The sequence below is a fragment of the Microvirga zambiensis WSM3693 genome (assembly GCF_016735695.1).
GTDB classification, from domain to species: Bacteria; Pseudomonadota; Alphaproteobacteria; order Rhizobiales; family Beijerinckiaceae; genus Microvirga; species Microvirga zambiensis.
In genome coordinates, this window is record NZ_JAERQD010000002.1 from 269219 (window position 1) to 296063 (window position 26845).

At 61.5% G+C, this 26845-nt stretch carries 18 protein-coding genes; 7 read left to right on the plus strand and 11 right to left on the minus strand.

What is annotated here, in order from left to right:
- Window positions 1-56 precede the first annotated feature (56 nt).
- Together JKL46_RS03320 and JKL46_RS03325 are read right to left on the minus strand one after the other, a co-directional pair.
- Window positions 57-1448 carry an HlyD family type I secretion periplasmic adaptor subunit gene (locus JKL46_RS03320; RefSeq protein ID WP_201829986.1) on the minus strand — a complete coding sequence of 464 codons (1392 nt, stop codon included), beginning with the start codon at window positions 1446-1448 and terminating at the stop codon, window positions 57-59.
- Window positions 1445-3175, minus strand: a complete 1731-nt coding sequence (locus JKL46_RS03325; protein WP_201829987.1) for a type I secretion system permease/ATPase — start codon at window positions 3173-3175, stop codon at window positions 1445-1447. Before JKL46_RS03325 ends, JKL46_RS03320 begins: the two co-directional genes overlap by 4 nt.
- Before the next feature lie 409 nt (window positions 3176-3584).
- Between JKL46_RS03325 and JKL46_RS03330 the strand changes: the two genes are divergently transcribed.
- Window positions 3585-4061 carry a MarR family transcriptional regulator gene (locus JKL46_RS03330; protein ID WP_246529108.1) on the plus strand — a complete coding sequence of 159 codons (477 nt, stop codon included), beginning with the start codon at window positions 3585-3587 and terminating at the stop codon, window positions 4059-4061.
- 39 nt (window positions 4062-4100) lie between these two features.
- Here the strand turns inward: JKL46_RS03330 and JKL46_RS03335 are convergent, their stop codons facing one another.
- The 6 genes from JKL46_RS03335 to JKL46_RS03360 are packed head-to-tail and all read right to left on the minus strand — an operon-like array spanning window position 4101 to window position 10637.
- Window positions 4101-5000 (minus strand): carbohydrate kinase family protein, encoded by a 900-nt coding sequence (locus tag JKL46_RS03335; RefSeq protein ID WP_201829989.1) that lies wholly within the window; start codon window positions 4998-5000, stop codon window positions 4101-4103.
- Window positions 5000-6067: an ABC transporter ATP-binding protein gene (locus JKL46_RS03340; RefSeq protein ID WP_201829990.1), complete on the minus strand. Its 1068-nt coding sequence runs from the start codon at window positions 6065-6067 to the stop codon at window positions 5000-5002. Before JKL46_RS03340 ends, JKL46_RS03335 begins: the two co-directional genes overlap by 1 nt.
- The gene (argH, locus tag JKL46_RS03345) at window positions 6067-7575 is read right to left on the minus strand and encodes an argininosuccinate lyase (protein ID WP_201829991.1); all 1509 of its coding nucleotides are present in this window, start codon (window positions 7573-7575) and stop codon (window positions 6067-6069) included. The genes JKL46_RS03340 and argH overlap by 1 nt, the downstream gene beginning before the upstream one ends.
- Before the next feature lie 5 nt (window positions 7576-7580).
- Window positions 7581-8432 (minus strand): carbohydrate ABC transporter permease, encoded by an 852-nt coding sequence (locus tag JKL46_RS03350; protein ID WP_201829992.1) that lies wholly within the window; start codon window positions 8430-8432, stop codon window positions 7581-7583.
- On the minus strand, window positions 8432-9361 hold the full coding sequence (locus JKL46_RS03355) for a carbohydrate ABC transporter permease (protein WP_201829993.1): 930 nt from the start codon (window positions 9359-9361) through the stop codon (window positions 8432-8434). Before JKL46_RS03355 ends, JKL46_RS03350 begins: the two co-directional genes overlap by 1 nt.
- A 22-nt stretch (window positions 9362-9383) precedes the next feature.
- Complete coding sequence (locus JKL46_RS03360; protein WP_201829994.1) at window positions 9384-10637, minus strand: sugar ABC transporter substrate-binding protein; 1254 nt, start codon at window positions 10635-10637, stop codon at window positions 9384-9386.
- A gap of 169 nt (window positions 10638-10806) precedes the next feature.
- Between JKL46_RS03360 and JKL46_RS03365 the strand changes: the two genes are divergently transcribed.
- From JKL46_RS03365 to JKL46_RS03390, 6 genes are all read left to right on the plus strand, one after another.
- Window positions 10807-12060 carry an ROK family transcriptional regulator gene (locus JKL46_RS03365; RefSeq protein ID WP_201829995.1) on the plus strand — a complete coding sequence of 418 codons (1254 nt, stop codon included), beginning with the start codon at window positions 10807-10809 and terminating at the stop codon, window positions 12058-12060.
- Window positions 12050-14440: a PIG-L family deacetylase gene (locus tag JKL46_RS03370; protein ID WP_201829996.1), complete on the plus strand. Its 2391-nt coding sequence runs from the start codon at window positions 12050-12052 to the stop codon at window positions 14438-14440. Before JKL46_RS03365 ends, JKL46_RS03370 begins: the two co-directional genes overlap by 11 nt.
- 6 nt (window positions 14441-14446) lie before the next feature.
- Window positions 14447-15346: a DMT family transporter gene (locus tag JKL46_RS03375; protein WP_201829997.1), complete on the plus strand. Its 900-nt coding sequence runs from the start codon at window positions 14447-14449 to the stop codon at window positions 15344-15346.
- Between the two features lie 158 nt (window positions 15347-15504).
- On the plus strand, window positions 15505-15936 hold the full coding sequence (locus tag JKL46_RS03380) for a PRC-barrel domain-containing protein (RefSeq protein ID WP_201829998.1): 432 nt from the start codon (window positions 15505-15507) through the stop codon (window positions 15934-15936).
- A 310-nt stretch (window positions 15937-16246) separates the two neighbouring features.
- Complete coding sequence (locus JKL46_RS03385) at window positions 16247-18946, plus strand: Ig-like domain-containing protein (RefSeq protein ID WP_201829999.1); 2700 nt, start codon at window positions 16247-16249, stop codon at window positions 18944-18946.
- Between the two features lie 126 nt (window positions 18947-19072).
- Complete coding sequence (locus tag JKL46_RS03390; protein WP_201830000.1) at window positions 19073-21253, plus strand: CHASE2 domain-containing protein; 2181 nt, start codon at window positions 19073-19075, stop codon at window positions 21251-21253.
- 95 nt (window positions 21254-21348) lie between these two features.
- Here JKL46_RS03390 and JKL46_RS03395 read toward each other — a convergent pair whose 3' ends face one another.
- The 3 genes from JKL46_RS03395 to JKL46_RS03405 are packed head-to-tail and all read right to left on the minus strand — an operon-like array spanning window position 21349 to window position 26688.
- Entirely contained in the window at window positions 21349-24519 is a 3171-nt protein-coding gene (locus JKL46_RS03395; protein WP_201830001.1) for an error-prone DNA polymerase, read from the minus strand.
- Complete coding sequence (locus JKL46_RS03400; protein WP_201830002.1) at window positions 24516-26021, minus strand: Y-family DNA polymerase; 1506 nt, start codon at window positions 26019-26021, stop codon at window positions 24516-24518. The genes JKL46_RS03395 and JKL46_RS03400 overlap by 4 nt, the downstream gene beginning before the upstream one ends.
- Window positions 25939-26688, minus strand: coding sequence for an ImuA family protein (locus JKL46_RS03405; RefSeq protein ID WP_201830003.1), 750 nt, complete (start codon window positions 26686-26688; stop codon window positions 25939-25941). The genes JKL46_RS03400 and JKL46_RS03405 overlap by 83 nt, the downstream gene beginning before the upstream one ends.
- Window positions 26689-26845: the final 157 nt, after the last annotated feature.

Sequence of the window (26845 nt, forward strand, 5' to 3'; positions counted from 1 at the left end):
CGATTGCTCTCGCACGACCTTGGAAATTTGACAATAAGGGTTAAGTGAAGCTGCGCTTATTCCTCGCGGAAAGCGCGGTTGAAGCTCTCGGTGATGGGAGCCAGAAGATAGTCGACGGCGCGCCGCGGCTTGTTGAGGATCAGGATCTCCGCCGGCATTCCCGGATAGAGACTCGTGGCCGGGCTGGCTTTGAGGCTTTCGGAATTGATTTCCGCCCGCGCGACGAAATAGGCAGCGTTCAAGCGATCGTCGATCTGCTGGTCGGCAGAGAGGTAGGTTAGCTTTCCGGCGAGCGGCGGAGTGCTCCGATTGTTGTAGGCGGTAAGCCGGATCTGCACCGGAGCGCCGACATGAACCGAGTCGATATCTCGTAGGCCCACCTTTGCCTCGACGATGAGCGGCTCGTTTTCCGGCACGATATCCAGGATCGGTTGGCCGGCGGTGATCACGCTGCCCGGCGTGTGATAGCGGATATTCGTGACGATGCCATTTTCGGGCGAAACCACCTCGATGCGGCGCAGGACGTCTCTGGCGGCGTTCATGCGCTCGAGCGTATCGGCCAATTCGAGCTGTGCGGTCTGGATGTCAGAAGCGACCTGCTGCTGGAAGTCGTTGCCTAGGGAGAGTATCTCAAGTTCTGCGGCGGCCCTGGCCTGATCGGCTTTGGCGCGGCGAGAGGCGAGTTCGCCGGCCTGTCCCGCCAGTTGGCTCTCCCGAGTCTGCATTTCCGTCAGACGCGGCCGGGGCGCGTAGCCCTTCTCGACCAGGGACGCGACGGCCTTTAGCTCTCGATCGAGCAGTTCCGCCTGCCGTGTATTGGCGTCGGTCTGAGCTTTCACGGCATCGAGCTCGGCAATCTGCTGCTCAATGGTCTTGCGCTGAATATCGACCTTGCGCTCGAACATCTCACGCCGCGCCACGAAGTAACGCCGTTCGGCATTGAGGATATCTGCTGCCGTCAGGCCGCCGGAGGTGAGGAGGTCGGCGGGGAAATTCAAACTGCCCGTCTCGTTCGCCTGCTCGGCTCGAAGGCGGACAAGGCGCGCCTCGAGGCCGATCCGCTTCGAGCGCAACTGCTCCAAGTCAGCCTTCGCCCGCGTATCGTCGAGCCGCAGCAATGGTTCGCCGGCTTTCACCGCAGCGCCCTCATGCGCGATCAGTGACTTGAGGATTCCGCCTTCCAGATGGCTGATCGTCTTGCGCTTGGAATCCACCACAACGGTCGCGGATGCCACCGCCGCGCTGTCGAGCTGGGCCGAGAAGCTCCAGGTGGTCAGTCCGCCGATGCCAAGGAAGATCGTTGCCAAGCCGGCGATCAGCGGTCCACGATAGGATGGCTCACGCAAGTCGTTTTCGACGATGCGGTCCGTCCAAGGTGTCGGCTCGACCTTCACATACGGCATCACGCTCGACGAAGGCTTTCTGACGATTTCGACAGCCTTCGTCATGCGGTCCCCCTGAGATTGGTCACGGCGGCGACGCTCTTTTCCCCTGGCGCAATCATGCCGGCGATGGCGCTGCGCGGGCCGAACTGGCTGATCTTGCCCTCCTGCAGGACCATGATCTTGTCGGCCGCCTGCATGATCGACGGGCGATGGGCGATCAGGACGATGATCGCCCCATCGGCCCGAAGGGCCTCGATGGCGCGAATGAGAGCCCGTTCGCCGTCCGTATCGAGATTGGCGTTGGGCTCGTCGAGGACGACGAGCCGCGGCCGCCCATAGATGGCACGGGCGAGGCCGATGCGCTGCCGCTGGCCGCCGGACAGGAGGTAGCCACCGTCGCCCAAGCGGGTGTCGTAGCCGAGCGGCAGGCGTCCGATCATGTCATGGACGTCGGCCTGCCGTGCCGCATCGAGAACGAGACGGGGATCCGCATCACGCATGCGGGCGATGTTGTCCCTGATCGTTCCGTCGAGCAGCGAAACGCTCTGCGGCAGGTATCCGACCATGTCGCCGAAAGAGCCTCTCTCCCAGAGATAGACATTGTTGCCGTCGAGGTAGACGCCGCCTGTCGTGGGCTTCGTGACGCCGATGAGCATGCGCGCCAGGGTCGATTTTCCCGCGGCCGAGGGGCCGACGATGCCGAGAACCTCTCCAGGAGAAAGCTGGAACGACAGTCCCTTCAGCACGGGGACGTCGGAACCGGGCGGTGCGAAGACGAGGCGGTCGACCTTGAGATCTCCTTGAGTTCTCGGCGTAGGCTTTGTCTCCCGCTTGGGGGCCTGGTTCTGCAGGAGGTCCTGCACGTTCTTCCATGCTGTCATGGCGATGACCCATTGCCGCCAGCCGTCAACCATCGAGTCGAACGGCAGGAGCATCCGACCCATGATGATGCTCGAGGCCACCATCGAGCCGGCGCTGGCTTCCTGGTTGATGACGAGGATCGCGCCGACCGATAGGACGGCGATCTGCATCATGTAGCGGCAGGTGCGAGTCACCGATGCGAGAGCGCGGCTTCGGCGCGTCGTGACGTCGAGAAGATCCTGGGTGTGGAGCTGGCTGCGGCGCCACCGGCTGGCAAGGGCGGGCAGCATGCCCATCGCCTCGATCGCCTCGGCGTGACGTAGGCTGCCGCTGATCTCGCCGATGTTCTGAAGAGCGGATTCGTTGGCGCGCTTCGTCGCCCGCCGTGTCAGGAAATCGGAGAGCAGGCTGAACGAAAGGATGATGATCGCCGAGATCAGGGCCACGAGGCCGTAAAGCCAGTGAAGGGCGAAAAGCACTCCGAGGAAGATTGGGGCCCAGAACGCCTCCAGCGGGACGCTGATGGCATTTCCCACGACGAAGGAACGGATGTCGTTGAGGTCGCGGATCGCCTGAGCCGATTGCGTCACGCTTTGGTTCACGGAGGCAGATACCGCAGCCTGCAGGATGGGGAGGTTCAGCTTGCGCACCAGCTTGCTGGCCATCACCTGATAGGTCAGCGCGCGGACATAATCGAGGGCACAATAGGTCGCGAGCGCGACCGCCGCCACGACGATCAGCATGATGAGCGTGTCGGTGCTCTGGCTGTTCACGACACGGTCATGGACCTGCAGCATGAATAGCGGCACCGTCAGCTGAAGCACATTGATGATCGCACTGAGGATGGCCGCGTAAGCAAGACCAGAGACGAATGCCTTACGCCCCTGATGAAGGAGATCCATGGTTTCCGTATTGGCCGGCTTGGTCATGCAAAGCTGACTCCAAAAGAGGCAATTTTCCGGCAAATCTAAATTTTGCCTAAAACTTATTCGAAGTGAGTTATGAGACAAGAATGGTAAAGCGTCTACCCATAAAGTATGATTCGAAAACTAAATGAAAGTTTCGAATAAAAAGAGAGCTGTAAATGCAGCGTATTATATAGGGGCAGTGTCATGAATAACTATGTTACAGACCCGTGACTGAATTTAATTCGAATTTCGAACTATTTTTTATTCAGAAATCATGGGAATTAAGATGCGAGATCCATTCGACGTCTTGACTGCCGGATCTGGGCGGGAATCTGACAATAGAGAAGTTCGAGGTGCCGATGTGCCCCGGTCCGGTTCGACCGGGGACATGGCATCCTGGACCTCGGCTTCGAGTCAGGGGTTGCCTCGCATGGATACGTCCGGCGTTACGCATATCGACATCGTCCGCGCCATAGAGCGCCTGCACAGGCGATCGCTCGATCTGATCCGAGCCGATCTGATCCAGGCGGGTGTCGACGATCTCAGCCCTTCGCAGGTGATGATGCTGTTCACGATCGGACCGGGCGAGCTGTCGGTTCGGGATCTGATCGAGCGTGGCTACTATCTGGGCTCGAATGCCTCATACAGCCTCAAGCGGCTCGTCGAAGCCGATTACATCATTCGAACCGCCTCTGAGCGAGACAGGCGCTCGGCCCGCATTCGCCTGTCGGAAAAAGGCCGCCAACTCTGTGACCTCATTCGGCAGATCGACAAGGGCTACTACCAGCTCGTCGTGCGGAACGAGGCGGAAGCCCGGGAACTGGAATCCACCTTCCGCACGCTCAAACGGCTCGAGCAGGCATGGAGCAGTGCGTTGCGCTACCGGGAGCTTCCGTCGGATGAGTAGCGCCGTCACCAGCGTGTGACGGCAGCTCGGACAAAGTACTCAGTCGCGTCGTCTTGGTGGAGCGCCGCCGGCCGATTGCACGGAGAGGGAGCCTGCTTCGACGCCGGCTGCCAGGCTCGCCTCGAGATTGGATGTGCCTAGCCAGGAATGGAGAAAACCGGCGTTGAATGCATCGCCGGCGCCTGTCGTGTCGACCACGTCGACAGGGCGAGCGCCGGCACTGGCAACGGTCGATCCATGACAGGCCAAGGCTCCCTGCTCACCGCGCTTGAGCACGACGAGAGGATAGCTTTCACTCAGCCGGCGCAGAATCATGTCGTCAGATGTCTCGCCGGTCAGAGCCTCGCCCTCCTCGACATTCGGGAGGAAGATGTCGATTCCCTCACAAAGTCGAAAGAAATCCGAATCCCGCCGGATCAGCTGATCGTCCCAGCTCGGATCGAGCGAGATCGTCAGGCCTCTGTCGCGCGCCAGTGCGATCACATCCGGGTTGTCCCGAAGCGTCGCAAACTCCGCGATATGCAGGTGAGCGATATCAGATGCCGACAGGGCCCTTTCCAGTGTGGCAGGGCGGGAGGTGCCGGCGCGTCGGGAGATGAAAGCTCTTTCGCCGCCCTTGCTCAGCGCGACGGTCGGCTGTGGGCCGGCATCTTCGGAGCGCTCGATGAAGGAGAGATCGATTCCGCTGGCTTCGAGTTCGGGATCAAGGCTGCGCGAGAGAGAATCGGTTCCAAGGCGCGTGAGAAGTGCCGCCGGTCGCCCAAGGGAAGACAGATGAGCCGCCGTGATATAGGCGCCGCCGCCTGCCGCGATCGCGACATCCTCGGCAAAACGCTCCCGGCCGAGCACCGGCATATCCTGCAGGCCCGTGAAAATGATGTCGCAATAGGTCCGTCCAAGGCACAAAACCTTGTGCCGCCCCGCTGGCTTCCCGATCATTAGGCTGCCAATGCCTTTTCTGTGACCTTGTCGAAATAATAGAGCCGCTCGGACGGAGCATGAAGCGTCAGATGCTCGCCGATCTGCGGGATCTGCCGCCCGGGCGCAGAACCGATGAGGGTCTGACCCGCGGTCTCGATATGAACCAGCGTCTCCGAGCCCAGGGTCTCCACGACGGCGACCGGGCCTGACACGGTGAGGCCCGCCGAATCCGCCTGCGTCGGGACGAGGTCCTGCGGACGCACGCCGACCAGGATATCCGGCGTCTTGGCGGATGACGGCGGAACACGAACGGATCCGCCTGATGACAAATCGGCCCGGCCATCACGCAGAGTGGCGGGTACCAGATTCATCGTCGGGCTGCCGATGAAGCGAGCGGTGAAGACATCGACCGGCTTCTCGTACAGGTCCAGCGGCGTTCCGACCTGAAGAATGCGCCCGTCCCGCATCACGACGATCCTGTCGGCCATCGTCATCGCTTCGACCTGATCGTGGGTCACGAAGACCGAGGTGGTGCCGAGCCGGTGATGGAGACGCTTGATCTCGATGCGCATCTGGGTGCGCAACTGAGCATCGAGGTTGGAGAGGGGCTCGTCGAACAGGAAGGCGGCCGGGTCGCGAACCATCGCCCGGCCGATGGCGACGCGCTGGCGCTGTCCGCCAGAGAGAGCCGAGGGCCGGCGCTCCAGGAGATGTGAGAGACCGAGCGTTTCCGCGGCCTGTTCGACGCGTTGCCGCTTCTCGCTCTTCGAAAGCTTCGAGCGGTAGAGACCGAAGGCGATGTTGTCGGCCACCGTCACATGGGGATAGATGGCGTAGTTTTGGAACACCATGGCGATGTTCCTGTCCTTCGGCTGCAGCTCGTTGACGATACGCCCGTCGATCAGGATCTGACCACCGCTGATTTCTTCAAGTCCGGCAATCATCCTCAGGGTCGTCGACTTTCCGCATCCGGAAGGACCGACCAGGACCACAAACTCGCCTTCCTGGATCGCAAGGTCGATCCCGTGGACGACGGTTGTCTGTCCGTAACGTTTGACAAGACTGTCGAGCTCGATGGTGGCCATTAGCGGGCTCCGAGAAGGGCGGTGAATCGGGATTGAAGGTCCTGCGCTGAGGCCTCGGCACGCTGCTCGATGTTTCGCACCCGGTTGCGGATATCCGAGAGCTCGCGATTGTATCCGTCAATTGCGGAGGAAAGCGCCTTCGGGGCGGGGCCGCCGAAACGGTCTCGAACGGCGACGAAATTCTCCGGCGAGACGATCGTGGCGAAACGTTCCGGGTCGACCTGCGTCCGCCGGCCCGCGCAGCGTTCGAAAGCCTCCTGAAAGGCCTGATATCCGTCGGCCGCGATATCGCCTTCGATGGCGACCACGGCGCGGGCGACCTCCGCCGCGATCTCATGCGCTTCGCGGAAGGACAGCCCTTCCAGGCGAACGAGGCTGTCGGCGAGCTCCGTCACGGTGATGCAGCTGCGGCGGATATTCTGCCGGACGCGATCCGGATTGATCCGCAAGGCTGGAACAAGCGCCGCGAGGAGGTCGAGAACCCGCCCGGCGCTCTCGAAGGCGCCGTAACCGAAGCCCTGGCTCTCGCCCTCGCTGTCGTTCATGTCGGTGAAGGGCGTGTTGTGCAGGATCGTGAGCATCGCCTGTGCCCGTCCGACAGTCTGCGACGCCAGATGGCGCATATGCTCGATGGGAACGGGATTGCGTTTCTGCGGCATGATCGAGCTGATCTGCACGAACGCATTGGGCACATAGACCTGACCGACCTCGAAGCTCGTCCAGAACTGCAGGTCTTGAATGAAGCGGCCGAGATGCAGGAACGTCAGCTCGATCGCCGAATAGGTCGAAGTGATGTAGTCGATCGAGGCGATGCAGCTATAGGAATTCTGCAACGGCCGGCTGAAGCCCAGGAGATGGGCCACCAGGTCCCGGTCGATGGGAAAACCGCTCGTGGTGATGGCGGCCGCACCCATGGGAGACCGGTCGACGATATCCCGCGCGGCTTCGAGCCGGGCGATATCGCGCAGCAGCGTCTCCAGGACGGCACAGAGGTAATGGCCGAAGACGGTCGGCTGCGCCGGTTGTCCGTGGGTATAGGCGACGATGAGCGTATGGCTCTCTCGCTCCGACACCGCGGCCAGTGTCTCCGCAAGCTTTGTCATCCGTTCCAGCAGAGGATCGATGCGATGCTTGAGACCGAGCTTGAACAGGGTGTGGTCGATGTCGTTGCGGGAGCGTGCGGTATGAAGACGGCCTGCGAGATCCGGTCCAAGGCGCTTGCGCAGTTCCTTCTCGATCAGGAAGAAGAAATCCTCCACCTCGCCGGTATAGGTCAGCGTGCCGACGTCGACTTCGCGGTCGATGGATTCCAGCGCCTGCGCAATCGGCCTTGCCTGCTCGATGGTCAGGATGCCCGTCTCGTGCAGCATCACCAGATGGGCGCGGTCGATGAGGCGAAAGCCTTCCACATGGTGATCCTTCGCCCCGTCGAAGAGAGGACGGAGGACGGTTTCCTTGTAGACCGGATCGGGAAAGACGGAGGTGTCGTTGAAGGTGCCTGCAATCATCGGCTTTAGCCCTTGAGTCCGGCCAGCATCACGCCGCGGACGATGTAGCGCTGGAGGAACAGGAAGATGATGAGGGTGGGAAGCGTCGCGATGCTCGCGCCGGTCATGATCTTCTCCCATTGGATGGATTGCTCCACCGCGAAGCTGGAGAGGCCGACCGGCAGGGTATAGAGCTCCGCGCTCGTGGTGACGATGAGCGGCCAGAAGAAGGCCGTCCAGTTGCCGAGGAATGTGAAGATCGCAAGCGCCGACAGGGCGGGGGTCACGAGCGGCATGGCGATCTTCCACCAGATGGTGAACTCGTTGAGCCCGTCGATCCTGGCCGCTTCCAGAAAGTCGTCCGGTACGCCTTCGAAAAACTGCTTCATCAGGAAGGTCCCGAAGGCCGTCATCATGCCGGGGAACATGATGCCCCAATAGCTGTCGATCCATCCGAACTGGCTGGCCATGAGGTACCAGGGCAGCACCAGCATCTCGGTCGGGATCATCAAGGTGGACAGGATGGCGATGAAGACGATGTAGCGGCCACGGAATTGGAACTTCGCCAGCGTGTAGCCGACGAGGCTGTCGAAGAAGACGTTCGAGAGAGTAACGATCACGGCAATGATCGTCGAATTGATGAACCAGCGCGTGAAGCGGCCGTCTCCCAGGATCTCGACGTAGTTGTCGAGCGTCGGCGCTGCCGGGATCACCCGCAGATCGTAGACCTGCGAAGCATCCTTGAGCGACGTGGATAGCATAAAGAGGAGGGGCGTCACCATGATGACGCCGCCGATGAACAAAAGCGTCCAGGCGACAATTCTGCCGGGCCGTACGCGCGACAGGACAAGAGCCGGGGAGGATGCGGCTTCCTTCATCAGCGGTCTCTCATGATGCGCAGTTGGACGAGGGAGATTACGAGCAGGATGACGAACAGCACGACGGTCTGAGCCGCTGCATATCCCATTTCGTAGGAGCTGAAGGCCGTCTGATAGATCATCAGCACGAGGGGCTTCGTCGAATTCAGCGGCCCGCCGGGATCGTTCGTGTTGATGTTGTAGACCTGATCGAAGATGCGCAGGAAGCCGATCGACGAAAAGACCACCAGGAAGACGAGCGTCGGCTTGAGCAGCGGAAGCGTGATCTTCCGCAGAATGGCTCCCTCCGACAGGCCATCGATCCGCGCCGCCTCATAATAGGTGACCGGGATCGCGCGCAGGCCGGCGAGAAAGATGATGATCTGAAAGCCGAGTCCCGCCCAGACCGCCGGTGCCAGCACCGCCGGAAGTGCCTGCGTGGTGGAGCGGAGGAAGGGCTGCTGCGGAATACCGAAAGAGGACAGAATATCGTTGATCACGCCGATCGGAACCGGCTGATAGAACCAGCGCCAGACCCATGCCATCGCCGCCGCCGTCGTGAGAAACGGGAGAAAATACAGGGCGCGGATGAAGGAGTGCATGAACCGCACCCGATCGAGATAATAGGCGATGACGAACGAGATCAGCAGGCTGATCGGCGTGCCGAGGATCAGATACATGAAGGTGTTGCGGAACACCTGCCAGAAGAGCGGGTCGGCAAGAAGCCGCTTGTAGTTCTCCAAACCTACGAAGGAGGCAGGCTTCGTGATTGTCCAGTCCGTGACCGAGAGATAGAAGGCCTGAAAGGTCGGCCAGAAACGGATCACCACATAGAAGACAAGAGGAACCGCGAGGAAGCCCCACGCCCATATCACCTGTTTCTGTCCCAGGCTCAACCGAGACCAGAGGCCGCCTGGTGCGGCGACCTCCCGATGTGCGACGACGGACATGGTTCGATCCTCGCGACGTGGATCAGCGCTTGGCGCGGTCGAGGATCGCCTGCTCGGCCTCGGCGGCCTTGGCGAGCGACGCCTTGGGCTCCTCGCCACCGATGATGACGCGGTTGACCATATCGATAGCGACCTGCCGCTGGGCGAGTTCGTCCTTGAACAGGGTGGTGTGGGCGTATTCCAATCCCTTGAGGAAGGGACCATAGATCGGGTGAGCGGCGTTTTCAGGCGTGAGCGCCGCGGCGCGACGGGCCGGCAGTTCGCCGACCACTTCCATCCAGACCTTCATGGCTTCGGGAGAGGAGACGTATTTCAGGAACTTCTCGGCCGCCGCCAGCTTCTCGCCTTCCGCCTTGCTGGTGATCGCGTTGGCGAAATAGCTGGCATAGTTGCTGCGAAGTCCCTGGGCGTTGGCGGGCAGTTCGACCACGCCCCACTCGAAGGCCTTGATCGTGCCGAAGGAGCCGAGGCGGAAAGTGCCGTCGATGGTCATTGCGGCGAGGCCGGCCCGGAAGGCCGCTTGGCCTTCGTCCATGAATCCGGTCTGGCCGACTTTGTGCTTCTTCTGCAGATCTGTGTAGAAGGTGAGGGCCTTCAGGCCGGATTCATCGTTGTAGGTGACCTTCGTGTCGTTGTCCGTGTAGGGCGTCCCGCCGAACTGACGGATCAGCACCTCGCGCCACCATTGGTGATCCTGCCCGCCCATGTCGAGCGTCATGCCGGCGGAGACGATGTTGCCGCTGCCGTCGCGCTTCGTGGTCTTTTCGGCTGCCGCGACGAGTTCGTCGAGCGTCTTGGGCGGATTATTGGGATCGAGGCCCGCATCCTTGAAGATCTTCTTGTTGTAGAACAGCGCCAGGGAGCGCACGGCGGTCGGCAGGCCGTAATAATCGTTGCCGCGTTTCATCGCGCTCACGATCGGGAAGAAGTCACGCTCGATGTCGGCCGAGGGGAAGGCTTCCGCGCGCAAGGGGCGGATCATCTTGCCGGCGATGAAAGTGTCGGTCCAGCCATAGAAGAGCTGCACCACGTCGGGGCCTTGTCCCGCGAGGATCGCTGCGGCAACCTTGGTCTGGTAGTCCGCATAGGGGAAGGTCGTCTGCTTGACCTTGATATCCGGATTGGCTTCCTGGAACTTGGCGATCAGCTGGGTCATCGCCTTGACGCGGGTGTCGAAGACATACTGCCAGTATTCGATCTCGACGGCCTTGACGCCGGTCGAAGCGAGAGTTGCGACGCCTATTGCGACGCTCGCTAGCATGTGACGAAAACGCATATCCCTCTCCATTATTGCTGGGCTCTGGACACCCATCATTCTCTGGCAGCGGCCTCCCGAAGGACCGTTCCGGCCTGAAGGCTCCACCAGACTCGGCGGCCTGTCAATAAGATAATTCACTTGAGTTATTCATTGAGGCGCGCCATCGTTGGGCCCTGGAGTGATGGTGATGCCCAGAAAATCGAAAGCAGGAACGCCGTCGACAATCGGGAGCAACCCGGAGCGCAACCGTTCACACAACCGTCGGGTGGTGCTCGATGTCGTTCGCCAATTCGGGCCGGTCGGACGCATGGAGATCTCGCGGCACGCGCATCTCAGCACGCAGGCGGTGTCCAATATCGTCGAGGAACTCGTCGCCGACGGGTTGCTGATTGGGGCCGGACGCTTGCGAGCAGGCCGTGGCCTGCCGCCGATGCAATTCACCGTCAATCCCAATGGGGGCATGACCGCCGGCGTGGAGATCGCCGCTGACCATATCTGCACCCTTCTCGTCGATATCGGCGGCCGTATTCGCGCGCAGCGAAGCGTTCCGATCCGACGCAATAATCCCGAGGCGGTCCTTCCGGTCATCAAGGCAGAGATCGAAGCGGCACAGGCGCAATTGAACCCTCCCGTGCCGCAACTCCTCGGGATCGGTGTCGTGATGCCGGGCCCTTTCAATGTCGAGGGAATGTCGTCGGTCGGCCCGACGACTCTATCAGGGTGGTTGGACTTCGATGCTGCCGGCAGCATCGGGCACATGATGGGCGCGCCTATTACCCTCGAGAACGACGCGACTGCCGCCGCCGTTGGCGAGCGGCTGCATGGCGCGGCGAAGGATCTGAAGAATTTCTGTCTCATCTATTTCGGCCAAGGGCTCGGTCTCGGCATCATGATCGACGGGCGTCCGTTCCGTGGCGCCAACGGCAATGCGGGCGAAATCGGTCATGTGCTGGTGAAGAAGGGAGGCAACCTTTGCTCATGCGGGCAGCATGGTTGCCTCGAGGCCTATGCGTCCATTCAGGCGCTGACGGAGAAGCTGTCTGCGGCCGGGGTCACGGATCTCGACTATGCGCGGCTGGAGCAGCTTCACCGCGAGAAGCATCCCGTCATTGCTACGTGGGTTCAGGAGGCCGCCGGCTATCTCGCGCCTCAGGTCGCGATGCTCGAAAACCTTTTCGATCCTGAAGCCATCGTGATTGGCGGTGCTCTACCGCCCAGCCTCTTGGACGATCTGATCCAGGCGATGCAGCCGCTCCCCTTGTCCGTCGCGAGCCGTAGGAATCGCAACGAAGCTCGCCTCATCCAAGGGCGCACGGGCCGGCTGACTGCTGCCCTTGGAGCCGCCGCCCTGCCGCTTTTGGAAACCATGACCCCCCGGCTCGACACCGCTCATGCGGCTCGCCGTGAACAACCGAATGAGGAGATGTCTCTTGCTGGATGATCATCGCCGTCTGGCCCGTGCCGTTCATCAGCCGGCGCTCGTCCGTCTGCACCGTTCCTTGAGCCGCCTGCGGTCGGTGCTGACCGTCATGAATACCGGTGCGCATCCGGATGACGAGATCAACGGCATGTTGTCGGCGCTGCGTTTTGCAATGGGAATGCGTGTCGTCGTTGCCTGTTCCACGCGCGGGGAGGGCGGGCAGAATGCTTTGGGGGCTGAGCGCGGTGCGGCGCTTGGCGTGCTCAGAACCGCCGAAATGGAGGAGGCTGCCCGGCGCATGGATGCCGATGTGGCATGGCTCGGCCACGGACCTGATGACCCTGTTCACGATTTCGGCTTCTCGAAGAACGGCGAGGACACGCTGCGGCGATGGGGCGAAGAGCGTATCGTTGAGCGTCTCGTCCGGGCCTATCGGCAGTATCGACCCGACATCGTCATCCCGACATTTCTGGATGTTCCAGGGCAGCACGGCCACCACCGTGCCATGACGCGCGCCGCTGAAAAGGCATTCTTCATGGCAGCCGATGCCGCGGCGTTTCCAGAGCATGAAAAGTTGGGGCTTCGGCCGTGGCAGGTTTGCAAGTTCTATCTCCCTGCCTGGTCGGGCGCCGGCTATGCCTATGATGACGAGGTGCCGCCTCCGCCGGCAACGCTGATCGTTCAAGCGTCCGGCCGAGACGAGGTGACCGGCCTCGCCTACCGACAGCTTGGCGAATGGTCTCGCGCGGCGCATGCATCCCAGGGGATGGGCGTATGGCGCGACAACCCGGTTGACCGATGGAGCCTGCACGTGAAGCTGCGGGCAGGCGGTTCACCCGTCGAAGAGCGAGATATCCGCGATCATCTGCCCGGGACGCTCGCCGATCTCGCCGCCACCTATAATATGCCGAATGCGGTTGCCGTGAAGTTGCGGGAGGCTCAGGAGCATATCGATGCCGCCATTGCGGCATTTCCTGATCGAACGAAAATCGTCAAGGCACTCGTTTGGGCCGCGTCCCTTATCGAAGAGACACGAGACGGGATTGCTCCGAACGCAATCGATCAGATCAGGCATCGGCTCGAGCGCAAGCTGCGGGAGATCAATGTCGCAATATTCGAGGCGAGCGTCAACGAAGCTCGTGCGGTCTTCAAGGGCTCGTCTCATCCGGGATCCCGGCCTGTGCTCGAAGTTCGCATCGATGCGCCCACTCTGGCAAACCTGGCGATTAGTCCACGACTTCCCGATGGGGTGTCAGCCACTGCGCTTTCTGACAGCAATACCGACTATGCAATCGAGATTCCCGCATCGGTATCCCTGACCGGGAATTATCCTCCAGCCTTCGACTCGTTGAGGGGAAACGGCGCTGCTGGCATCCGCGTCTCCGGCGAGATCGACGGACGCATCGTCAGGGTCGATCTCGATCCGGAGGAGCCGTTCATCATCGGACCTTCGCAATCCCTATCCCTCGATCCATCGACTGTGATCGTCAGGGTCGGAGCGCCGCGGTCGAGCATCTCTCTTCGATCCGTCGGCACGGAGATATCAGGCTGGCAGGCACCTGACGGATGGACTGTGCGGCGGCATGAGGAACAGTGGATTGTCGAGCCGCCCGAGCAGGGCGTCGCTGGTCTTGCCACGCTGGTACCGATGGTGGATGGCCGGCCGGCAAACGCCGTGCGGACAATCGCCTATCCTCATATTCAGCAGCGCGCTTTCATTGCGCTAGCGGATCTCCGGATTCTGGCGCTCGACGTCGCTCTGCCTCTCGGCGCACGCATCGGGTATGTCGGAGGCGGAAGCGACAATGTCGGCGCGCATATGCGTCGCCTCGGTCTCGACGTCACGGAGCTCGGGGAGGCGGACCTGACTGCGGGATCGCTTGCGGGCTTCACCACCATTGTCGTCGGCACCTTCGCATTTGGTCTGAGGCGCGATCTCAAGGTCGCAACCGAGCGGCTGCACCGGTTCGTGGAGGAGGGTGGCCATCTGGTGACGCTCTATCACCGCCCGACCGATGCCTGGGATCCGGAGCGCACGCCGCCTCGCCGTCTCGTCATCGGTTCGCCCTCGCTTCGCTGGCGCGTGACCGATCCTGACGCGCCCGTCACGGTTCTTCTGCCGGAAAATTCATTGCTGGCCTATCCGAACCGCATCGAGGCCGGTGACTGGCAAGGATGGGACAAGGAGAGAGGCCTGTATTTCGCCTCTGAGTATGACGCTGCATATGAAGAGCTGTTGTCGATGAACGACGCAGGCGAGCAGCCGCTCAAGGGTGCGTTGATCTCCGCCCGCATCGGCCAAGGCCGCCACACCCATGTGGCGCTCGTGCTGCATCACCAGCTGGACAAGCTGGTGCCTGGCGCGTTCCGTCTTCTCGCCAATCTGGTTCAGCCTGCCTGAGAGGACATGACGACCGAAGCCGAAACGAGCCCGATTCGGCCTCCCGTGCCGCTGTGGAGCAGTGCGGGGTGGCTGCTCCTCGACATGGCGCTTGTGACCGTGATGCAGGCGATCGTCAAGGCAGAAGGCGAGACCTATCCCGCGATCCAGCTTGTGTTTCTCCGGTCGCTTGTCGGGTTCGTTTCCGTGGCACCGCTCGTATGGCGTCATCGCGCGAAGCTGACCAACTTGTCCAACATTCGCGGACATCTCACGCGCGTCGGATTCAACTCGATCGCGTTGACCCTCAATTTTGCCGCCTTTGCCGCATTGCCGCTCGCACTGGTGACGGCGATCGGGTTTACCCGGCCACTCATGCTTCTGGTCATGGCCGCAATCATGCTGGGGGAGAGCGTCAGCAGGATACGCTATCTTTTCACGGTCCTGGGCTTCATCGGTGTCATCATCATGGTGCGGCCGGATGCGATTTCATGGGACGTGGGATTGCTCGCCGCCTTCGGATCGGTGCTCTTCGGTTCTCTTGCCGTGGTACAGACGCGACGCCTCGCCGGTGAGAACACCGTTGTCCTGATGCTGTTCTATACGGTGGGATTGACGCTGCTGACGTCGATCCCTGCAGCTCTCGTCTGGGTGCCGATCCCGTGGTCGGAAGCGCCGAGCATCATCCTTGTCGGCGTGCTTGCACAGCTTGGTCAATATTGCTGGCTCCAAGCCTACCAGAAGCAGGAGGCGCGGCTCCTCGCACCTTTGGGCTATCTCTCGATTATCTTTTCGGGCTTGGCAGGCTGGCTCTTCTTCGCCGAAATCCCGTCGTTGTCTCTGTGCATCGGCGCCGTGATCGTCATCCTGACCACGATGCTGGCAACGCCCGCCGAGAGGTGGCTCAAGGGCAGGCGGAGCGCTTAAGCGAGGTGGATAAGGGGTACGCAGAACATCGCCATCCCCCATGCGGCCCAATAAAGAAAGGCAAAGGGGCAGTCTTGCTGGCTTGAGCCAAAACATTGTCGCGTCGGGACATCGGAACGGGTTCCAGCGCCGTGGCGTTCTCACCGGAGGAGAACGTTATGCCGACAAAGCTGCCGAACGAAAGAGAGATGCGCCAGCCGGGATCCATGGAACTCGATCCGTCGAGCGAGGGTGTCGCCATCGAGGAAACGCGGCGGTTGATCGCTTCCAGCAAGGTCGAAGGCACGCCGGTGTTCAACCGGGCAGAGGAGCAGCTTGGAACGGTGTATAATTTCATGGTCGACAAGGTTTCGGGCCAAGTCGCCTACGTCGTCATGAGCTTCGGCGGGTTTCTCGGCATTGGAGAGAGCTATCATCCGCTACCCTGGCGGGCGCTGACCTACGACACGCGGCTTGGAGGCTATGTGGTGGACATCGATAAAGATCGTCTCGCCGGTGCGCCTCGATATGGAGCCGATGAGGATCCTTTCACGGACGACGAGTATGGCGCCCGCGTCGACGCCTATTATCGGATCACGCCGACGGCCTGATCTTACCATGTGCCGTGCTAAGGAAGGTCGAGCAGGACAAGGGTGCCATTGTACCAAGCCTTCCGCTTGGGCTGCTCCGGGAAGAATAGTAGCAAAGTAGCGCGAGACAATTCGTGCCGCATATCCGCAGGTGGGAGCGAGCAAAAACACTGCGTGCTCTACTATTGGCTTACCTCTAACGTGGTATAATACTTCTCGCTTTCAGAAATTTTAAGGTATCATTCCTGATTTACTTAGCGAGTTGAGATTTCATTCCGGTAGGAATGGCGCAGCGAAAAGGATATCATTTTGGAAACCCAAGGGATCCGCTGTGTACCAATCCGGGGACGGCGCCGGCGCCTTCGACATTCAGATCGATGCTGCAGACGCGTCGAGTCGTGGTGCTGACCCGGATTCCTCGATCCTTTTTCCCGACAAAGACCTGCTTTTCACAGCTGACTACAAAAAATCGGGTGACGATCTTCTGCTCCTCGGCCCCGAGAAGAACGCTGTCATTCTTGGCTACTACAAGGAGGAACGGCGCCCTGGCCTTGCAACGCGCGAAGGGTCGGGTCTCTCCGGGGCGACGGTGGATGCTCTGGCGGGGTCCGAGACGCCAGGACAATATGCTCAGATAACAAGCGTTCCGGACGGGCGGATCGTCATTGGGCGCGTTGAGAAAGCATCCGGTGCCGTCACGGTCATGCGCAATGGCGTATCGGTTGAGCTGCGTCTCGGCGATGCTGTTGCCAAGGGCGACGTCGTCCAGACGGGATCTGGCTCGTCCCTGACGATCAAGTTCAACGATGGAACGGTCTTCAGCCTGTCGTCCAATGCCCGCATGGTGCTGAACGACATGGTCTACGCTGCGGATTCGAGCGCGAACTCGGCCCTGTTCACACTTGTCCAGGGCGTCATCGGGTTCGTCGCCGGGCGGATCGCCAAGACCGGCGACCTCAAGGTCGATACCCCCGTCGCCACTATGGCGATCAGGGGCACGGCGGTTCACACAGAGATCTCGGCGTTCAGCGGAGAGACCCGCTTCTCCCTCCTCACCGAGCCGGATGGGACCGTGGGGTCGTTCCTTCTGCTGGACAGAACGAACCCCTCGCGGGTGATAACGTCGATCTCTGATGCCCGGGTCTCCACGCTCCTGACGCCTGTCGCGGGCACCGATCCGCGCATCACGCAAATCACGAAATCCACCGACGAAATCCGCGGCGAGAACGACCTGGTAAGGGATCTCTTTCAGGTCTTCTCGCCTGAGCCTCAGAGGCGCGGCAGCAGCGATCCCAGCGATAAATCAATCATCCCTGTCAATCTGCTAGAGAAGCTCAATCCGCTCGATCCCTCGCAACTGGCCGTTTCGCCTTTCATCCGAGAGACGGCAGCGCCCCGAGATATCGTCCTGCCCTTGCAGCCGTCGGTCACGGAAACGATCCGCGGCAGGGGTATCGAAGACGGTCCGCTGATACGGTTGAGCGCCCTGACGGATGCGGCCTCTTCATCAGCCGCCCCTATCGTTCTCCTGTCGGCGGACCTGCCTCCCGGCGTACGGTATATGGCCGGCACGCGAAGCTTCACCCTGGACCCGTCACATCCGGCCTATCAGCATCTCGGTGCAGGTGAGAGGGAGATTGTCACTGTCTCCTATACCTTGGTGAGTGAAGATGGCACCCGCGTTCCGGCTACGGCCTCCTGGACCGTGACGGGGCAGAACGATGCCCCCGTTGCCGCAGCCGATCATATCGCTGCGATCGGCGAGACGGGGCGCACGCTCCTTGCATTGAGGAGCAACGATCGCGACGTGGACGGCGATTCGGTTCGCGTCGTTGCTTGGACGGCTCTGCTCGAAGGCTCCCTCATTCGAAACTCCTCCGGCGATCTGGTCTTCGATCCCGGCGACGATTTTCAGGCTCTCAGCGCCGGACAAACCGCGACGGTGTCCTTCACTTACACGCTCTCCGATGCTCATGGAGCGATGGATACCGCGAGCGTCACCCTGCAGGTCCGCGGCACGGGAACCTTCACATCGCCAAGTCAATCGGATTCGGACAATGCCGTTCTCGGCTTCAACGGCCAGTCGGTCTCGCTGACGGTCGACGCACCCACGGCGACGACAACCTCGACGGCAAATCTCGGTCTGGCCATCGGTCTCGGGCAGGTTCTGCAGCCGCAGATGAACATCGTCTACCTGATCGACATCTCAGGCAGCACTTCCGCCGTCTTCGACGGTGCACCGGTCGGCGATCTCAACGGCGACGGAAGGTCCAATACGATCCTCGACGCCGAAATCGCGAGCCTGATCGCTTTGACGGACAGGGTCCGGGGACTGGGATTCTCGCCCTCCGACGTCTCCGTCACCGTAATTCCCTTCAACGGTGCCTCTGACCCCGCAAATGCCGCGGCGGAAGGAAATGTAAGCGCGGCGACGTTCAGTCTCGGCCAAACGGGTGATGCTGCGATTGCGGATTACCTGAGAGGCCTCGATGCGGGAGGACAAACGAATTTTGCCAATGCCCTGAGAGCAGCCAATGATCGATTGGGAATCCTCGATCAGGGTGGGGAAAGCAACTTCCTGTACTTCCTGTCCGACGGTGCCGGGCAGGGTGCGATCGGGGGCGAACTTGCAACGTTGAATGACGTGTATGGAGCGAAGATCACCGCCCTTGGGGTCGGCGAGAATGCCAACCTCTCCCGGCTGAACGAGATCGATAATACGGGCGGAGCCTCCGTTCTCACCTCGCCCGAACAGATCGATATCTCGGTTCTCGGACGGCCGCTTTCGAGTGGGGCCGTGGCCGATATCGATGTCTTCGTCAATGGAAGGGAAATCATCGAGATCGGACCGGAGGATCTTGTCGCAACGCCCAATGGCTTGGTCCTCATTGCTCCGATCGGCGAGCTCAGGCGACTTGCCGGAGACGCAAATGTCGTATCAGCGACCATCACTTTCACGAGCGGGGAAACGCTTTCGACGCAGTTGAACATCGCGGGCGCACTGCCCCGTTCCACCGACTTCATCTTGTGAGGATACGATGCATCGCATGGCGTATCCGCTTAGTATGAGAGGGTTCGTCCAGCAGGAGAAGCGACATTCGCCGCGCGGATCTCGGGCCGATACGGAGCGGGCCTATCGCTTTCTGGATTGGCCGTTGTGATCGATCTTCTGAAGAGGACGCGCCAATTCGGGGGCGGGAGAATTCTCGGCCTCCTGCTCCTCTTAAGCCTGCTCGCGTTGAGAATCTGGGACCCGGGTCTCACGGAGACGACGCGCCTGAAGTCCTTCGACATCTATCAGCTGATGTATCCGCGCGTGGCTCGGCAGGAGCTGGTTGCAGTCATCGATATTGACGAGCGCAGCCTTCAGGCCTTGGGGCAATGGCCATGGCCGCGCACGGTGATGGCGGAGATGGTTTCGAAGATCGCCGAGCAGGGCGGCACGGTCATCGGCTTCGACGTTCTCTTTCCGGAGCCGGACCGCAGCTCTCCGGAAGTTGCCGCCGAGACATTCCAAGGTCTCGACCCTGCGATGCGCGAAGCGCTCAGTCGTCTGCCCGGCAACGACGCGATCTTCGCGGATGCCATTCGCCGGTCAAAGGTTGTGCTCGGGCAGTCGGGTTATCGTGTCGCGGGAGGAGCGCCGATCGCGCATCCGCCGATCCAGACCGGGATCGCGACCATTGGCCCGGATCCGCGCCTCTACCTCGTCGATTTTCCGCACCTGTTGCGGAATCTACCCCTCCTCGATGGGGCCGCGGACGGACATGGCATCTTCTCCATCATACCCGAGCGAGACGGCGTCGTCCGCCGCGTGCCCGTGGTTGCGGTTGCAGACGGCACGATCGTGCCATCCCTTTCGCTCGAGATGCTGCGCGTCCTGACCGGATCGAGTGCGGTTCTCATCAAAACCGATGCCAGCGGCGTCCGGAGTGTCGGCGTCGACGCGATCGAGATTCCCACCGACGGCAAAGGGCGCGTCTGGGTCCACTTCTCGCCTCCCAATCTGGGACGATACGTCTCGGCGATCGATCTGCTGCAGGGGAGAATACCGGCTGGCAGCCTTGCCGGGAAAATGGTTCTGATCGGGACCTCGGCCGCCGGTCTGCTCGATCTCAAGGTCACTCCGATCCATCCGGCGCTACCCGGAGTCGAATTGCACGCCCAACTTCTGGAGAGTGCTCTGACCGGAACGACGCTGAGCCGGCCGAGCTACACCGCCGTGATCGAACTCGTTCTGGCGACCGTGCTGAGTTTGATCCTGATTGCCTTTGCACCGCGATTGAATGCGGGTACGCTCTTCCTCCTCGGTGGGACGACCGCGGTCGTGACCTTGAGCCTGTCCTGGTATTTCTTCACGTTCCGCGATCTCCTCATCGACTGTACCTTCCCGTTGATGGCAAGCCTTCTGGTCTATGCCGTTCTCGTGTGCACGAACTACGTGAGCGTATCGGCTGATCGCTATCGGATCAGGTCGGCCTTCAACCAGTACCTCTCGCCCGATCTGGTCGAGCAGCTGGCGCATTCGCCGGAGAAGCTGACGCTCGGCGGAGAGCAGCGCGAGCTGACGGTGCTCTTCTCCGACGTCCGTGGGTTCACGACCATATCGGAACACTATAAGGACGACCCTCAGGGGTTGACCACCCTCATCAACCGGCTCTTCACGCCGCTGACGAAGGACATCATCGAGCATCGCGGGACGATCGACAAATATATGGGCGATGCGGTGATGGCGTTCTGGAACGCTCCGCTGGACGACCCAATTCACGAAATAAACGCCTGCGAGGCCGCCTTCGCGATGCTGGACAGCCTCAACGAGCTCAACGAAGAGCGCCAGAGCGAGGAGAGTGAATCCATTCCACCGATGAAGATCGGAATCGGCCTGAACACAGGCGTATGTGTCGTCGGCAATTTCGGATCCGAGCTTCACTTCAACTATTCCGTCATCGGAGATACGGTCAACCTGGCCTCCCGCCTCGAAGGGCTGACGAAGCATTACGGCGTTCCCATCATCATTGGAGAGAGAACTGCCCAGGCTGTGCGGGGTCAGTTCGCCGTTCTCGAAATCGATCATCTTCAGGTGCGGGGAAAGTGGGAACTGGAGCGCATTTTCACACTCCTAGGACGCGTGGAAGTGGCCGAGAGCGCTGCCTACCTGACATTGAATGAGAGAAACAACACGATGCTTGCGGCCTATCGCGCGGCAGAATGGTCACAGGCGCTCGAAATGATCCTGCTCTGCAAGGAACTCGGCAAGAGCTTCGGGCTCGACGATTATTACGATCTCTATGTCCAGCGAATCCGGCACCTGATCGATACGCAGGTCTCGTCCAGCTGAGTTCCCTTCATTGCACCGAAGCTTGAGCCAAATCGATGGCAGCGGTCACAAGAGCCGACTTTCTGATCATCGGCGACCTGTACCCTTGTCCTCTGTTACCTGAAGTCCCGTGTGGTTAGTTTAATGACAGGCTCCTTGCTGCCGTGGCCTTGAGGCAGATGGAGTGTATCGTCACGATTGGCGACCGAGCGCAGAAGATCCGACAGGTCGATCAGGTACTCGGCTACCAGATGGATCACATCGCCTTCGCGCTGAAGCTGGCCGCGACAGCCGATCATGCCGGATGACAGGATCAGGCGGCGGTGCTTCTCATACAGGGATGTCCATATCACGAGATTGGCGACGTCCGTCTCATCCTCGATGGTCATGAACATCACGCCCTTGGCGGAGCCCGGTTTCTGACGCACGAGAACGAGCCCGGCAACTGTGATGCGCTGGCCGGGGCGAATGCTCTTGAGATCGGCACAGGGGACGATGCGGCGGCGTGTCAGCTCTTCGCGCAGGAAGGCGATGGGATGACGCCTCAGCGTGAGGCCCTTCGAGACATAATCCTCGACGACTTCACGTCCGGCTGTCATCGGCGTCAGGGAGACATCCGGCTCGATCGCTTCCGGGCGGAATTGTTCGTCGCGCTCGTCCGCGGCTCCGAAGAGTGCAAGCTGTGTATCGCTCAATCCCTTGATCTTCCACAGAGCATCCCGTCGATTGAGGCTCAAGGAGCCGAACGCATCGGCCTCGGCCAGGCGTTCGAGAGGAGCGATGTGCAGCTTCGCCCTGAGCCATAGATCTTCGACCGATGCGAATGGCTTGTCCTGGCGGGCCTGAACGATCGCATCGGCATCAGCTTCGGACAGGCCTTTTGTCATCCGAAGCCCGAGGCGGAGAGCGAGATACTTCTCAAAACCAGTTCGTTCCAGCGTGCAGTCCCAATGCGAGAGATTGATGTCCACGGGTCGAACCTCGACGCCGTGCTGCCTGACATCGCGGACGATCTGCGCTGGGGCGTAGAACCCCATGGGCTGCGAGTTGAGGAGGGCGCAAGCGAACACATCGGGGTGATGGCATTTCATCCAGGACGAGGCATAGGCGATCAAGGCAAAGGAAGCAGCATGGCTTTCAGGAAAGCCATAGGAGCCGAAACCTTCGAGCTGCTTGAAAATGCGCTCGGCGAATTCCTGCGTATAGCCGCGCTCCCGCATGCCCTGGAGCAGCTTGGTCTGGAACTGCGAGACATCGCCCTTGGCCTTGAAGGTTGCCATGGCCCGGCGCAATTGATCGGCCTCCGAGGGCGTGAAGCCTGCGCAAACGATGGCGACACGCATGGCCTGCTCCTGGAACAGCGGCACGCCCAGCGTCTTGCCGAGCACCCGTTCCAGCTCTTCGGTTGGATAAGACACCTCCTCACGACCTTCACGCCGGCGGATATAGGGATGAACCATGTCACCCTGGATCGGACCGGGCCGGACGATCGCGACCTCGATCACGAGATCGTAGAATTCTCTCGGCTTCAGCCGCGGTAGCATCGCCATCTGCGCCCGGCTCTCGATCTGGAACACGCCGAGCGTATCTGCCTGGCAGATCATGTCGTAGGTTGCAGAATCGTTGGGAGGAATGGAAGCCAGATCGTGACCGACGTTCTTGTGCTTTTGCAGGAGTTCGAACGACCGGCGCATGCAGCCGAGCATGCCTAAGCCCAGCACATCGACCTTCATGAACTTGAGGATCTCGATGTCGTTCTTGTCCCATTCGATGACCTGGCGGTTCTCCATGGCTGCCGGTTCGATCGGCACGAGCTCGTCGAGCCGGTCCTGCGTCAGGACGAAGCCGCCCGGATGCTGCGAGAGATGGCGCGGGGCGCCGATCAGGTCGCGCGAAAGTTCCAATGTGAGGCGAAGACGCGGGTCGTCCAGGTTGAGGTTCAAGTCCTTGAGGTCGCTGGCGCTGACGCCCTCCGTGCTCCAGCCCCGCACGAGGCCGGACAGAGCACTTGTTACATCCTCCGGCACTCCCAACGCCTTGCCAACCTCGCGCACAGCACCGCGGGTGCGGTAGCAGATCACGACTGCGGTGAGTGCGGCCCGCGTGCGGCCATAGGTGTCATAGATCCACTGAATCACGTCCTCGCGCCGCTCATGCTCGAAATCGACGTCGATATCGGGCGGCTCGTTGCGCTCCTGGGAGATGAAGCGTTCGAAGAGAAGTCCGGATTGAATGGGATCGATGGAGGTGATGCCGAGTACGTAGCAGACAGCGGAGTTCGCCGCCGAGCCCCGCCCCTGGCACAGAATGTCCTTGCTACGAGCAAAGTTCACGATGGAATGGACGGTCAGGAAATACGGAGCGTAGTTCAGGTTTCTGATCAAAGCGAGTTCGTGCTTCAGCTGCTGGGTCACCTCCTTCGGCAGGTCCTCGCCATAACGCCCCTTGGCACCTTCCCAGGTCAGGCGCTCCAGCTTCTCCTGTGCAGTCTCGCCAGGCTCCGTCTCGCTCGGATATTGATAGCAAAGCTCATCGAGAGAAAACCGGCAGCGCCTGACGATTTCACCCGTGCGAGCCAGAGCTTCCGGATGTCTCTCGAAAAGGCGCGCCATCTCGGCCGGATCCTTGAGGAACCTGTCCGCATGCCGCTCAAGACGGAATCCGGCCTCGTCGATGGTGCAGCCCTGACGGATGCATGAAACGACATCCTGCAGCATGCGGCGCGAGGGATGGTGATAGAGAACATCACCCATCGCGACACTCGGCACGCCTGCGACTTGAGCCGCCTGCTCGACCTGCCACAGGCGCAGATGCTCGTTGGGAGCAAAGCGCCGGATCAGGGCCATGTAGGCGCGATTCCCGAACGCGCGCTTCAGTCGCCGCAGATTGATCTGCATGGCCTCATCGACATGATCTCCCAGCAGCACTGCGAGCAGGCCCTCGCTCCAGGCTTCCACATCCTCCCAATCGAGGCTGCATTTGCCCTTGCCCGCCCGGCTCTTTCCGAGGCTCAGCAACCGGCAGAGCCGGGAATAGGCGGCACGGTCGGTCGGATAGACGAGAAGCGACGTGCCGTCGGTGAGATCGAGCCGGCAACCGACCACGAGCCGCACGCCGGTTTCCTTCGACGCCTCATAGGCGCGCACGATTCCGGCAAGCGAATTGCGATCGACGATCCCGAGCGCGGACAAGCCGAGGAGCTTGGCCTGCTCGAACAGCTCGCGCGGGCTTGATGCGCCGCGCAGGAACGAGAAATGCGTGGTGACCTGCAGCTCGGCATAACTCATGCGAAGAACCCGTGCATCCACCAGCGTCCGCCCTCGGCGGTCGGCGCGTCGCGGAAGAGCCAGAAGCGCGTGCCCTGTTCGCTCTCGACGCGGTAGTAATCGCGCAAGGACGAGCGCTCGCGTTCGGATGTCCACCATTCCCCGGTGATCCGCTCCGGACCGTCGGCTCTGACCACGCGATGGCGCACCTTGCGCCAGACGAAGAAGGCCGGCGGGTGATCCGGCAGAAGGGCCATTGCCGTCACGGGCTCCGGCGGATCGAGGAGGCGGGCCGGTCGCGGCAGATCCTCAGGCCAATGGGCATCCGGCGCGGGCGCGAGAGCCGGAATGCGCTTCATCGTCCTCTCGGGCACGCGACTTTCGACCGGAGCGAGGCGATAGACACGCTTCGGCCCGAGACGTGCGCTGAGCCGGTCGACGAGACGGCTCAAATCCACCCGGTCCGCATCACCTTCCTTCAACTCCTTCGCTTCGATCTGCCGCTCGCTCAACGGCTCGACCTTGCCGGCAATGAGCACGGCAGCTTCGATGCCGAAGCCGGGATCGATTGTCTGCAGGCGTTCATCGAAGAGCCTGGCGAGATGATCTGCTTCGCGTGTCGCTCTTGCGGTTCCAATACGGAGGGCGACGCTGCAGCGGTCGATCCGTTCGAAGACCAGATCGAGGCGGCGTATGCCGAGGGAGAGCCGTTCGAGATCGCGGCAGAGCCCATCTGCAAGCCGCCTCACGATGCTCTGCAGATCCTCGAGCCGCCCGACCGGCTCGGCGAAGGTGACACGTCGCGCCGGCACATCCTTGGGCAAGAGCGGGTTGAGCGGCTCGACGACGTGCCCGAACGCTTGATCGAGCCGGAGCACGATCTCTTTCCCGAAACGTCGGACGATTGGCGCACGCGGCATTGCCGCAAGCTGGCCGATCCGCTCGATCCCGAGACGATGAAGCGCCTCGACCGTCGCCTGCGGCAGGCGCAGAGCCGGAAGCGGCAGTCCCTCGACCGCTTCGATGGAGCGCCCCGGCGGAACGATGGCCTGCTTTCCATACCGCACCATGCCCCAGGCCGTGCCCGGTGCATCGGCGACGCAGGCATCGGCCTTGATGCTCTGCGAGCGGAGACGCTGGACGAGATCGGTAACGAGCTGCTCCTCGCCTCCGAAGAGGTGAGATGCGCCAGCGATATCGATCCAGATGCCGTCGGGCGGGTTGGGGGCGACGATGGGCGAATAGCCGATGCACCAGCGCGCCAGTTCATGCAGAGAAGCCTCATCCTCCTCCGGCGTCGCATCGACGATGTGCAAACCCGGCACCATGGCCTGAGCATGGGCAATGGTCTGTCCGGGGCGCAGGCTGAGAGCATGCGCGGCCTGATCGACGGCGCCGACCAGACGCCGCGAGCCTTCGGTTCTTACGGTGACAAGGGGCTCATCCTGCGGCGGCGCGCCTTTGCGGCGCCTGATCCGGTCGGTCGGCCAGGTCGGCAGGTAGAGCGAGACGACCCTTCTCATCGCAGGCCTCCAGGATCCAGGTATGGGGTTCACCATTGCGGCAGCGCAGAAGCTCGATCTGCCAGCGCTCCCGGCCTATGCCGGGGGTGGGGATGGCTTCGGACGGGGCAGGGGCGATGCGCCAGCGGGTGACGGCAGCCGTTGGGCTGTCGACCAGCTCCTTTTCGGAAACCGTCCACCAGCGCCGGATGACCAGCGCGGTCACGCCGGTCGATTCAGCGGCAAGTTGCAGGCGGCGCGAGGCTGTCAGGCCCAGGCGCGAAACCTCGCCGATGACGGCCCCAAGCCCCTTCTCGCGCAGGCCTTCCTCTATGAGGGGAAGGACTTCCCGCTCGCGCCGGGCTTCGGCATAGATCACTTGCTTCGGATGCAGTCCGGCACGCATGAGGCCGGGAGCGAACAGATCACGGCGTGTCAGGCACCAGAGGACCGGCCCTTTGAGGCGGGCGGCGATGCCGGCCGTGAAAAGCGTTGTGCAGCCGGCGAATTCGGAAGCAGGCCCCGCTTCGATCATCTCGTGGAGCACGCCTCGGGCCAAGCCGCCTCCGGGCAGATGGCCATCGACAGGGCGCAGACCGAAGGGCAGGGGTTTGGCCTTGTGAGGCCTTTCCAGCCGGGCAATCTGCAGCCGCAAATCGGCAAGCCTGTCCTGTCGCCCGGGTTCCATGGATCCGCGCCAATAGCCAATCTCGTGTTGATGATGTTCCTATTATGTTCTCATTCGAGGGTGAGTCAAATGCACGCAGCGGTAGCTGTGGATTTTGGGGAGAAGAATGTTTCGTGAGGTCAATGGCCTTACTGGCTGACCCTCCTGTCAGCACCAA